The sequence below is a fragment of the Vibrio orientalis CIP 102891 = ATCC 33934 genome (assembly GCF_000176235.1).
GTDB lineage: Bacteria > Pseudomonadota > Gammaproteobacteria > Enterobacterales > Vibrionaceae > Vibrio > Vibrio orientalis.
The window spans coordinates 262,083-274,316 of sequence record NZ_ACZV01000003.1 but is presented as its reverse complement, the minus strand read 5'-3'; the positions used below and the strand labels follow the sequence as shown (position 1 = coordinate 274,316).

General features: G+C 47.6%; 10 protein-coding genes. 2 read left to right on the top strand and 8 right to left on the bottom strand.

What is annotated here, in order from left to right:
* Positions 1-148: 148 nt before the first annotated feature.
* From ilvA to ilvG, 5 genes are read right to left on the bottom strand one after another with little or no spacing between them, the layout of a single operon-like run.
* Entirely contained in the window at positions 149-1,696 is a 1,548-nt protein-coding gene (gene ilvA / locus VIA_RS03380) for a threonine ammonia-lyase, biosynthetic (RefSeq protein WP_004411032.1), read from the bottom strand.
* A gap of 3 nt (positions 1,697-1,699) precedes the next feature.
* Positions 1,700-3,541, bottom strand: coding sequence for a dihydroxy-acid dehydratase (ilvD, locus tag VIA_RS03375; RefSeq protein WP_004411030.1), 1,842 nt, complete (start codon positions 3,539-3,541; stop codon positions 1,700-1,702).
* Between the two features lie 11 nt (positions 3,542-3,552).
* Positions 3,553-4,497: a branched-chain-amino-acid transaminase gene (gene ilvE / locus VIA_RS03370; RefSeq protein ID WP_004411029.1), complete on the bottom strand. Its 945-nt coding sequence runs from the start codon at positions 4,495-4,497 to the stop codon at positions 3,553-3,555.
* Between the two features lie 12 nt (positions 4,498-4,509).
* A complete protein-coding gene (gene ilvM / locus VIA_RS03365) occupies positions 4,510-4,794 on the bottom strand; it encodes an acetolactate synthase 2 small subunit (protein ID WP_004411027.1) in 285 nt (94 codons plus the stop codon).
* 1 nt (position 4,795) lies between these two features.
* On the bottom strand, positions 4,796-6,442 hold the full coding sequence (ilvG, locus tag VIA_RS03360) for an acetolactate synthase 2 catalytic subunit (protein WP_004411025.1): 1,647 nt from the start codon (positions 6,440-6,442) through the stop codon (positions 4,796-4,798).
* A 478-nt stretch (positions 6,443-6,920) separates the two neighbouring features.
* On the opposite strand from ilvG, the gene VIA_RS03355 reads away from it, so the two are divergent.
* Positions 6,921-8,444 (top strand): YifB family Mg chelatase-like AAA ATPase, encoded by a 1,524-nt coding sequence (locus VIA_RS03355; RefSeq protein ID WP_004411023.1) that lies wholly within the window; start codon positions 6,921-6,923, stop codon positions 8,442-8,444.
* A 39-nt stretch (positions 8,445-8,483) separates the two neighbouring features.
* On the opposite strand, the gene VIA_RS03350 is transcribed toward VIA_RS03355, so the two are convergent.
* The gene (locus VIA_RS03350) at positions 8,484-9,464 is read right to left on the bottom strand and encodes a DUF2860 domain-containing protein (RefSeq protein WP_004411020.1); all 981 of its coding nucleotides are present in this window, start codon (positions 9,462-9,464) and stop codon (positions 8,484-8,486) included.
* Positions 9,465-9,639: 175 nt separating this feature from the next.
* Between VIA_RS03350 and VIA_RS03345 the strand changes: the two genes are divergently transcribed.
* Entirely contained in the window at positions 9,640-10,536 is an 897-nt protein-coding gene (locus VIA_RS03345; protein WP_038211131.1) for an acyltransferase, read from the top strand.
* A gap of 50 nt (positions 10,537-10,586) precedes the next feature.
* On the opposite strand, the gene VIA_RS03340 is transcribed toward VIA_RS03345, so the two are convergent.
* Both VIA_RS03340 and VIA_RS03335 read right to left on the bottom strand, forming a co-directional pair.
* Entirely contained in the window at positions 10,587-11,189 is a 603-nt protein-coding gene (locus VIA_RS03340) for a thiol:disulfide interchange protein DsbA/DsbL (RefSeq protein WP_004411017.1), read from the bottom strand.
* Between the two features lie 25 nt (positions 11,190-11,214).
* Entirely contained in the window at positions 11,215-12,201 is a 987-nt protein-coding gene (locus tag VIA_RS03335; protein WP_004417250.1) for a serine/threonine protein kinase, read from the bottom strand.
* Positions 12,202-12,234: the final 33 nt, after the last annotated feature.

The following is a 12,234-nucleotide window of genomic DNA, read 5'->3' as shown; positions in this document are numbered from 1 at the left end:
GTAGACCTAAACTGGCTATGACAAAAATGAAACTTTAGCATTATATCTATGCGTATCACGCATTTTGACCAAAGTATAGGCAAGTAAAAAGTTGTCTAGGGATGGGATAACAAAAAGCCCTTAACCGAGTGGGTTAAGGGCTTAGACTTTATGAAAGGAAGAACTTATACGACGGGTTGTCGGTCTCATCTTTACATTGATAGCCCAACTCACGTAAATGGGCAGAGAAGCGAGATAAGTCTGACTCATCAAGCTCAAAGCCACACAGCACACGACCATAGTCAGCACCGTGGTTACGGTAGTTAAATAGGCTGATATTCCAGTGAGTACCAAGCGTGCTTAAGAACTTCACTAGTGCGCCTGGGTATTCTGGAAACTCAAAGCTGTACAGGCGTTCTTTAAGTGGCTTAGAAGGCTTACCACCAATCATGTAGCGCACGTGCAGTTTGGCCATTTCATCATCAGAGAGGTCAACCACAGGGTAGCCGCCGTCACGTAGATCATGAATGATGTTGTCTAACTCTTCTTGACCGCCTTGCAAACGGACACCAACAAAGATATTGGCGAGTTTGTCGTCGTTGTAGCGATAGTTAAACTCTGTCACTGCACGGCCGCCAATCAAGTTACAGAACTCAAAGAATGCCCCTTGACGCTCAGGAATGGTGACAGCCAACAGACCTTCACGCTTTTCACCCAGCTCACAACGCTCAGAGACGTAACGTAGACCATGGAAGTTGGTGTTCGCCCCTGACAAAACAGTACCAAGCTGCTTGCCTTCAAGTTTATTCTGCTCAGCGAACTTCTTAAGGCCAGCCAGAGCGAGTGCGCCAGAAGGTTCGGCGATCGCACGCGTGTCTTCAAAGATGTCTTTGACTGCCGCGCAGATTTCATCACTAGAAACAGAGATATGACCGTCAATGTACTTTTCACATAGACGGTAGGTCTCTTCACCAATGCGCTTAACCGCAACACCATCGGCAAACATGCTGACTTGATCGAGCACTACCGGCTCACCGGCATCCAACGCAGCTTTTAGACAAGCTGAATCTTCTGGCTCAACGGCAATCACTTTGATTTCAGGCATTAGCTGTTTAACCAGCACTGCAACCCCTGCAGCTAGACCGCCGCCACCGACAGGAACGAAGATATAATCGAGATGGCCATTTTGTTGCAGCATCTCCATACCAATCGTACCTTGACCCGCAATCACCAGTGGATGATCGAATGGCGGCACAAAGGTGTAACCATGTGCTGCAGATAGACGTTCTGCTTCAGCTTTCGCTTCATCAAAGTTGTTGCCGTGTAGAACCACGTTACCGCCAAAGCCGCGCACCGCCTCGACTTTGATGTCTGGGGTGGTTTTTGGCATCACGATAGTGGTCTTAATGCCGAGCTTTGTGCCTGATAGCGCCATACCTTGAGCATGGTTACCCGCGGATGCGGCAATCACACCTGCGGCTTTTTGCTCATCAGTCAGGCTCGCAACCATGTTGTAAGCGCCGCGCAGTTTAAACGAGTGTACCGGCTGGCGGTCTTCTCGTTTGATCTGCACATTGTTAGCAATGCGTGCAGACAGGCGAGGCATCTCTTGAAGTGGCGTTACCGTTGCCACTTCATAGACTGGAGCTCGTAAGATCTGGCGCAGGTAATCCGCGCCAGTTTGAGGTTCTTGCCCTGATAGTATTGAGTCACTCATAAGCTAGTCCTCTAGCTTTGATTTATCTCGTACTGCACCTTTGTCAGCACTGGTCGCCATACTTGCGTACGCTTTGAGTGCAAATGAAACTTCACGTTGACGGTCGACTGGTTTCCAGCCTAACTCGTCTTGTTTCGCACGGCGCTCAGCAAGCTCTTGTTCAGAAACTTCTAAAGAAATTGAACGGTTTGGAATATCAATCGCGATAATATCGCCTTGCTTAACCAGACCAATTGCGCCGCCGTTTGCTGCTTCAGGAGAAGCGTGACCGATTGATAGACCTGATGTACCACCAGAGAAACGACCATCAGTCAGAAGTGCACACTCTTTACCCAGTCCCATCGATTTTAGGTAGGTAGTTGGGTAAAGCATTTCTTGCATACCCGGGCCACCTTTAGGACCTTCGTAGCGAATAATCACCACGTCACCGGCTTTTACTTTGCCGCCTAAGATACCTTCTACGGCATCTTCTTGGCTTTCAAATACTACCGCAGGGCCAGTGAACTTATGGATGCTTTCATCAACGCCAGCGGTCTTAACGATACAGCCGTCAAGGGCGATGTTTCCTGAAAGTACCGCTAGGCCACCTTCTTGGCTAAAGGCATTTTCCTTGGTACGGATACAACCTTCCGCACGGTCATCATCAAGGCGATCCCAACGACAATCTTGAGAGAATGCTTTGGTGGTACGAATACCCGCAGGACCAGCGCGGAAGAATTTCAGTACGTCTTCGTCTTCTGTTTGGATGATGTCGTATTTCGCTAGCTGCTCTTTCATTGAAAGACCAAGCACGGTGCGAGCATCATTGTGCAGTAGGCCAGCGCGGTCTAGTTCACCAAGGATAGCCATGACACCACCTGCGCGGTGAACATCTTCCATATGGTATTTTTGCGTTGATGGTGCCACCTTACATAGATGAGGTACTTTGCGAGACAAGCGATCGATATCATCCATATCGAAGTCAATCTCACCTTCTTGCGCGGCTGCGAGTAGGTGCAGAATGGTGTTAGTTGAACCACCCATGGCGATATCGAGTGCCATCGCGTTTTCGAACGCGTCAAAGGTAGCGATGTTGCGCGGTAGAGCTGACTCGTCATCTTGCTCGTAGTATCGACGCGTCAGTTCAACGATACGTTTACCCGCATTGATGAATAGCTGTTCGCGGTCTGCGTGTGTTGCCAGCATTGAACCGTTACCAGGCTGAGAAAGACCCAGCGCTTCAGTTAGACAGTTCATTGAGTTAGCGGTGAACATACCTGAACACGAACCACAGGTTGGGCATGCGCTACGCTCGATCTGCTCACTCTGCTCGTCTGATACTTTCGGGTCTGCGCCTTGAATCATCGCATCAACAAGGTCGAGCTTGATGATTTGGTCAGAAAGCTTAGTTTTACCCGCTTCCATTGGACCGCCAGAAACGAAGATCACTGGAATGTTGAGTCGCATTGACGCCATTAGCATTCCCGGAGTGATTTTGTCACAGTTGGAGATACACACCATCGCATCAGCACAGTGCGCGTTGACCATGTATTCCACAGAGTCAGCGATCAGTTCACGTGATGGCAGTGAGTAAAGCATACCGCCGTGACCCATTGCGATACCGTCATCGACCGCAATCGTGTTGAATTCTTTGGCAATACCGCCCGCTTTTTCAATTTCACCCGCGACCAATTGGCCCATATCTTTTAAGTGGACGTGGCCCGGTACGAATTGAGTGAATGAGTTAACAACGGCAATAATTGGCTTACCAAAATCTTCGTCTTTTACCCCAGTTGCGCGCCAAAGGGCACGAGCACCCGCCATATTACGGCCATGAGTGGTGGTTGCTGATCTATATATAGGCATCTTCTATTTCCTTATTTCGCCGCGTCTTCTGGGTAAACGTAATCTAACCAGCCCCACTTATCTTCAGTGGTGCCGTTGAATAGGCCAAAGTATGCTTCTTGCAGTTCTTTGGTGATTGGGCCGCGCTTGCCTGTACCCACTTCAATCTTATCGATGGTGGCAACAGGAACAACTTCTGCTGCGGTACCTGTCATAAATACTTCGTCTGCAAGGTATAGCGCTTCACGAGCGATGTTTGCTTCACGTACTTCGTAGCCACGATCGCGTGCCAGCGTCATGATAGAGTCACGAGTGATACCTGGTAGGATTGCGCTGGTTGCTGGTGGAGTGGTAATCACGCCATCTTTGATCACAAAGATGTTCTCGCCAGCACCTTCAGATAGGTAGCCATCGACGCTTAGCGCGATACCTTCATCGTAACCGTGACGACGGGCTTCACCGCCAACCAATAGAGAAGATAGGTAGTTACCACCTGCTTTAGCAGCAGTAGGAATTGTGTTTGGTGCTGCGCGGTTCCAGCTTGAGATCATCGCATTAACGCCAGCTTCTAGCGCTTCTTCACCTAGGTATGAACCCCAAGGGAAGGCCGCAACGATCAGATCCATTTCTGTGTCTGCTGGAGGACAAACGCCAAGGCCAACATTACCAACGAAACCAAGTGGGCGAATGTATGCGCTGTCTAGTTTGTTTTGACGCAGTGTTTCGCGCGTTGCTTCCATGATCTCTTCAACCGTGTAAGGAATCGGGAAGCGGTAAATCTTCGCTGAATCTTTAAGGCGTTTTGCGTGCTCTAGGTGACGGAAGACAATTGGACCTTTTGGTGTGTTGTAACAGCGTACCCCTTCGAAAACCGAAGTACCGTAGTGCATTGCGTGAGTTAACACGTGTACATTTGCCTCTGCCCAAGGAACCATTTCACCATTGAACCAAATGTAATCTGCAGTTTTTGTAGCCATTTATTGCCTTCCTTATGCACAAATCTTTTGTTGTAGGTTGTTATTCGGTAGTTCGTCGCGCGCAATTTGCGTTACTTCAACGGTGCGTACATCCCAAAGTTTCTCGATCTGGTTGGTGAGAAATGAAATTGGGCGATCGCTATCAACGATGATCTCTACGCTCGCGACTTTGCTTTCGTGGTTTTGCGTGCCCGCCACTTGCTTAACAATAAAGCCACGGTGGCGAACGACGCGAAGAACACGCTCTAACAGGACAGGTTTATCGTCTGCTTTGATGTCGATTAGGTATCTTTCCATGTTATGTGTTCTCCAGCATTTCATTGTTTGAAGCACCTGGTGGTACAAGTGGCCAGACGTTTTCTTCTTCATCGATTAGAACATGAAGAAGATAAGACGTCTTACTTTCTAGCATTTCTTTTAGTGCTGGCTCAACTTCTTCTTTCTTCGTGATGGTTTTACCAGGAATATCAAAGGCTTTAGCTAGCATTACAAAGTCAGGGTTGTCATCTAGGATGGTCTCACTGTGGCGGCCATCGAAGAACAACGATTGCCACTGACGAACCATGCCGAGGCGTTGATTGTTCAGTAACACCATTTTTACCGGGATCTGGCGACGTTTTAGCGTGCCAAGCTCTTGGATGTTCATCATAAATGAGCCATCCCCAGTAATAAGTATAGATTGATCATCGGGACGAGCGACGGCAGCGCCCATTGCAGCAGGAAGACCAAAACCCATCGTGCCGAGGCCCGCTGATGTGATGAAGTTTTGTGGATCGCGCGGCTGAATATGTTGCGCTGCCCACATTTGGTGCTGGCCGACATCGGTTGAGATGATTGAGCTATCTGGCATCAGATCGGAAAGCTGCTTTAGTAACCCCGGTGCGTAGATCAGATCGCCTGGGTGGTCGTAGCGCCATTTGAATCCGCTACGTAGGCTTTCACTGTGTTTAACCCAAGGCGTGATGTCGTGAGTTAACTCTAGCTGAGGAAGAACAGCTGGGATTTCTGCGCGAACAGCGGCATTAGCGGTGCGTAGTTTGTGCAGCTCTGCGGCGTCGATATCGATGTGAATAACCTTGGCGTTAGGCGCAAAAGTATCGAGCTTGCCTGTTACTCGGTCATCAAAACGCGCGCCCACTGCAATCAGTAAGTCACACTCTTGTACCACTAGGTTAGCCGCTTTGGTGCCGTGCATACCTAGCATACCAAGGTAGTGCGGGTCGTGACGCTCAATGGTGCCCAGACCTTTCAATGTGCTTACTGATGGCATTGGATTTAAGCGCAGGAATTCGCGAACGGAGTCAGTGGCGTGGCCAAGTTGTACACCACCGCCAACGTATAAAACCGGACGAGAGCTTTGCGATAACAGTTGTTGAGCTTTAGTAACGTCGTCTGCATTGGCGACAGGCGCTTTCGGTGGCGTAAAGTCAGGTAAGGTCTTTACCGGAGCTTGGCCAAGCTGGACATCTTTGGCGATATCAACAATGACAGGGCCAGGGCGACCATCTTTAGCGACTTCAAAGGCTTCGGCTAAGGTTGGCGCAAGTTCATTGATGTCAGTAACTAGGTAGCTGTGCTTAGTACACGAAAGAGACATACCGATCACATCCATTTCCTGGAATGCGTCAGTACCAATATGAGAACTTGCGACCTGACCTGTAATCGCAACAAGAGGGATCGAGTCCATAAAGGCATCTGCTAGACCTGTGACGAGGTTAGTTGCTCCTGGACCTGATGTTGCGAGACATACTGCGACATCTTGCGTGGCGCGGGCCATACCGATAGCGGCCATTGCAGCGCCTTGCTCATGACGACAGAGGATATGTTCAACTCCGCCATCGTATAGAGCATCATAGATTGGCATGATTGCCCCGCCTGGGTAACCAAATACCGTTTTTATCCCCTGCTGTGCCAAAGCGGCTACGACTAACTCAGCACCTGTCATCGTAAACCTCCTGGTGGTCTGTCATTTGTTGTTGTGTTGCATTGCACATCATGTGCACTCCCATTCTTCCTGCAGCTCGTTTTATGAGCTTTATAATTCGTTATAAACCTAAATTTACGGCGTATAAATTGTAAAAAACCCCCGGACTTTTCAGTGCGGGGGTTTTTTCTATTCTGTGGCTATCTTTCGCCCACTAGACCCCGCGTGGTGTCAATAATGACCACGATAATCAGGGCAATCAGTGCGTTGAAGCGGGCGTTGAAGTTCATCTTTATGTCTTTAGTTATATGTGTGCCTAGTTAGGCACGAAAATGTTTGCGTCACTAGTGGTAACATACAATTCCGTTAAATGACAAGCAAAAACTCATTCTTTTTTCACATTCTTTCAGCATCTAGCCAAGCTATATAACAACCTTGATAAAAAAATGAACGAACTATCAGGGGTATAAATGAACAACAATAGTCAGGTGGTTATCTTATGGGCCTAGCCGTTATCCATAGCCGAGCCTGTGTCGGGGTTGAAGCACCTGCGGTGACGGTTGAAGTCCATATTAGTAACGGGATGCCAGGCTTTGCCTTGGTTGGCTTACCAGAGACAACAGTCAAAGAGTCCCGAGATAGAGTGCGAAGCGCGATTATTAACACTCGTTTTGAGTTTCCTGCCAAGAGGATTACCGTCAATCTTGCTCCGGCGGATTTGCCCAAAGAAGGTGGGCGGTTTGATTTGCCTATTGCCCTAGGAATTTTGGCCGCATCCGAGCAAATCCCGCTACAAGCGGTTGCTAATATTGAGTTTGTTGGTGAACTGGCTCTATCCGGTGAACTGCGCAGTGTGAAAGGTGTGTTACCAGCGGCATTGGCGGCGAATAAGGCTCAGCGAAGGTTGGTTGTCCCTCATCATAATGGCGATCAAGCGGCATTAGTCGGAGCAGAAACGCATAAGTCGGCGCAGAGTTTACTCGAAGTGTGTGCCGATTTGTGTGGTCAGCAAGCCTTGGCGTTGCATCAAACCTCTTCGTTAAGCGCTAAGCGAGAATTGCAAAGAGACTTGCAAGATATTATTGGCCAGCAGCAAGGTAAACGCGCGTTAGAAATTGCTGCCGCAGGTAATCACAATCTGCTGTTTTTAGGCCCGCCCGGGACTGGAAAAACCATGCTGGCTTCTCGGTTGTGTGATTTATTACCGGAAATGACCAGTGATGAAGCAATGGAGACCGCGTCGGTAGCGTCATTGACTCAGCAAGAGATCAATATTCATAACTGGAAGCAGCGGCCGTTTCGCGCTCCTCATCATTCTAGCTCCATGGCAGCGCTGGTTGGAGGTGGCTCGATTCCTCGTCCTGGTGAAATTTCATTGGCTCATAATGGTTTGTTGTTTTTAGATGAGATGCCTGAGTTTGAACGCAAAGTGCTGGATTCTCTGCGTGAGCCGTTAGAGTCAGGAGAGATCATCATTTCGCGGGCGCAAGGAAAAACCCGTTTTCCGGCGCGCTTTCAGTTGGTGGGAGCATTGAACCCAAGTCCAACGGGCTACTACGAAGGCAATCAATCAAGAGTGAATCCGCAAACTATCTTACGTTACCTAAGTCGCCTTTCAGGACCACTGCTCGATCGCTTTGATATGTCACTGGAAATTCCAGCATTACCAAAAGGGACGTTAGCGGAGGGTGGCGATAGAGGAGAACCAACATCAGTGGTACGTGAACGAGTCTATATTGCCCGTGAGACAATGTTGTCGCGTTCAAGTAAGGTCAATGCATTGCTTGGCAGCCGAGAAATTGAGCGTTATTGCCCGTTAGCTAAGCAAGATGCGCAGTTCTTAGAGAGTGCGCTGCATCGGCTTGGTCTGTCGATTCGAGCTTATCACCGCATTATTAAGGTCGCTCGCACGATTGCCGATCTAGAAGGTGTCGAGCATATTGCACGTTCCCATCTGGCTGAAGCGCTTGGCTATCGAGCGATGGATAGATTGCTAAGAGAATTGACGGCTCAGGCGGTATAACAAAGCCCCGCAAGTCGCGATGACTTGCGGGCGAGCGCGTTAGAATTGGTAGTTAACACCGAGTGACACAATCATCTGATCTTCGTCGTAGAATTCGATATTTGAGTCGGTTTGTCCAATACCGGCAAAGGAGACCAACGACAAATTTTGCCAGCCCATAAATTGTTTGTATTCATAAGCGGCAAACAAGCTGATTTCATCATCAGAACGAGTTGTATTGTAAATAGGATGAGAGGCATCGTAGCTGCGGTTAGTGTAACTAGCCGTTAGGACCAATTGATGTCGGTTGATAAGCTTAAACAGTGATAGCTCACCACCGACTGAGGTGTTCGAGTATGCATCACCGTCTGCATCGGTTTGGATGTAGGTCAGTGACGGGATGATAAATGTGGTACGACTAAGAGGGAGTCGGAACCCCCCTTTGACGTAAATAGAGCTGGCATCGCGTCTTAGTAAGTCACTGTTGATGCTGGTATCGAACTGGCCTGAGCGTTCATCTTTAATTTCTTTGTCTGCATAAGCGGTATCGAGGCTAAAGCCAGATTGCGCAATATTGCTAAACTTGAGGCGGTAAGCGGTGCCGGTCTCATCGGTTTCACTGCGTTGGACACCTTCTTCAAATGGGTTCGCCCAAGTATCTCCAGACATAATGGTCGGTAGGAAAGAGGCGTCTATCACTGTTCCATTGGCGAGTTGTTGCTTATAGCCAAGCTCAAGCGCTAAGGTACCTACCGCAATATCTTCTCGCGAGGTACCAACGTAAACCTGTTTATCGAGTTGTTGGCCAAAGGTATAGGCGAGATTGCCCAGTGGGAAGACGAGAACTCCATCTTCTCTTTGTCCTGCTTGGGTATTATCAGCCAGTTCTGCATTAGCATCGGTATTAAAATTGGATGTTGAAGAGGTATAACCGCTGCTAAGTGAAAGCTCGCCACTGAGCCCAGCATGCTTAGAAAGTTGAGCGAGTGCGGGAGTGGAAATAACCGCAAGGGCTAGGACGATAGGTTTGATGGTTGTCATTATCGGTGCTCCATGAAGTAAACCTTTTGACTAGAATTTGTTGAAGTTTAAGCTAACTACTCTGACCATGCGCAGATTGGTTTTAAACTTCCCACTGGCTTGTATAATTACACGCTGTTTTATTATTCATAAATAATTCTTTATAAATTTTGTTCAAATCTCACTATTAAGCGATATGTTGGCACATCTAATTCTTGTTCTGAATGCAACTCTGGTTATCCTCAATTCTGCACTTTGCTCCTTAGCTATATGTCTGGTAGCGGTGTTAAAAGTGCTGTTACCTAGCGCAGCCCTTAAGGCCAAAGGGACCCAATTAGCCAATAAAATAATGTGGTTATGGGCGACGATTAACTCATTGATTTTGAATGTCTCTAACCGAGTCGAATGGGATGTTGAAGGGGGAGAAGAGCTTAAACAAGAGGGTTGGTATTTGATGATCAGCAACCACTTAAGCTGGACGGATATCGTCGTGCTGTGCAGTGTGTTTAAAGATCGTATCCCAATGCCTAAATTCTTCCTTAAACAGCAGCTATTGTACGTACCATTTATTGGTCTGGCTTGCTGGGCACTAGATATGCCGTTTATGCGTCGTTATTCTCGTGAGTATTTGATTCGCCATCCTGAAAAACGTGGCCAAGATTTAGCCACCACTCGTCGCTCATGTGCCAAGTTTAAACATACCCCAACAACCGTGGTGAACTACGTTGAGGGGACACGTTTCACTAAGCAGAAACAGCGCAAAAGCCGAGCGGGTTATGAATATTTACTGCAACCTAAAACTGGCGGGATTGCTTACACTTTGTCGGCAATGGGTGATCAGTTTGACAGTATCATTGATGTCACACTAGCCTACCCAGAAAATACCGATAAGCCATTTAAAGATGTGTTGATGGGGCGGATGAGCAAAATTGTCGTTCGTACTAGAGTGCTGCCGGTGGATGAGCAAGTTCGCGGTGACTACTTCAATGACAAACCCTATAAACGGCAGTTCCAGCAGTGGCTGGGGGATGTATGGCAAGAAAAAGATCAGTTACTTAAAGAGTTGCACCAGCCCTCTTCATCGATAAAGTGACAATAAAAAAGGGAGCCTTAGCTCCCTTTTTTGATAATTGTTGGTGGTGGTTACTTCAGTGTCAGTAGGTAGTTAACCAGTGCGAAGTATTCATCTAGCGTTTTGATTGATTGTGCATCAACAAGGTATTTGTTGTTAACCACTACCGCTGGAACGCCTGAAAGGCCGCTATCTTTGAACTGTTTATCAAAGCGACGAACCATTGAATCAACTGCGAAGCCCTTGAATGCAGCATCAAACTTTTTCGCATCAACGCCTTCATCTAAGAAGATTTGACGCAGTTCTTCATCATTCTTCGGTGCTTTACGCATGTTGTGGATGCGGTTAAACATCACTGGGGTCATCTTATCTTCAATTTTTAGCGCAACCATGGTCGCGTAAGCTTTGCTCATTGATTCACCCATGCTACCGCCCATGAAAGAAACGTGGTTCTTTTGGAACTTAGCGTCTGCTGGTAACTGAGCTTTAAGCTGCTGAATAATAGGTTCAAAGGTATTACAGTGCGGACAGTAGAAAGAGAAAAACTCTGTGACCGTTGGTTTTTTCGATGCTTCTAAATCCAGAACTTTGTAGTGCTCACCTTGACTGAACTGTGCAGCGTGAGCTGTCAAGCTCAGCATCAATGTGGCAACGAGTGCGAACAGCTTTTTCATTTTTGACTCCATGTTGTCATTTTACTTACCACTGCGGCATGAGTGAAAGTGGGGGTTCATCCAATGCAGAAATTTGCTCTTTAAAAGCAAGTACCTGACTTTCCCAGTATTTTGGATCATTAAACCATGGAAAAGCGATAGGAAATGCAGGATCTTGCCATCTTTTTGCTAACCATGCCATATAGTGCACCATACGTAGACCGCGCAATGGCTCAATTAGTTTCAATTCGTTGCTATTAAAATCATTAAACTCTTGGTACGCCTCCAAAACGATGTCGAGTTGCATCAATTTCTCGGCGCGATCGCCACTGAGTAACATCCATAAATCTTGAATCGCGGGACCATTGCGGGAGTCATCTAGATCGACAAACATTGGCCCATCACGCCATAAAATATTGCCGGGGTGGCAGTCGCCGTGTAGGCGGATAATGGTCGCAGAATCATCCCAACGATTTTCTAACGATTTGATCAGCAGATCGAGGTCATTAAAAAATGCATTTTCTAGATGCATAGGAATAAACTCAGAGTTCTCGAGTAGCTTACGCGGTTGGTATAAGTATTCCTCTAAACCAAGAGTGGGGCGATGCTTAAATGGCGCTTTCGAACCGACCTTATGGATACGGCCTAGGAATCGACCGACGCCTTCAAGTTGTTCTAAATTATCGACTTCAAATTGGCGTCCACCGACACTTTCAAATAGGGCAAACAGATAACCTTGATATTGGTGCAGAGTTTGGCCATTGAGTCTGACTGGTGGTGCGACGGGAATCTCTGACTCGATCAGTTCAAGAGTAAAGTCATGCTCTTCTTGAATCTGCTCTTGGCTCCAGCGTTCTGGACGATAAAACTTCACCACATAGCGCTGACGCTCTTCATCAGTAAATTGATAGACGCGGTTTTCGTAGCTGTTTAACGCGAGAAAACCAGACTCTGCGCGGATGCCGATGCTCTCTAGGGCATACCACATAAAATCTGGCGTAAGCGCATCAAAATTGAATGCTTGCTGTGTCATAAAATAAAAGAGGCTCATTGCTGAGCCTCTTTC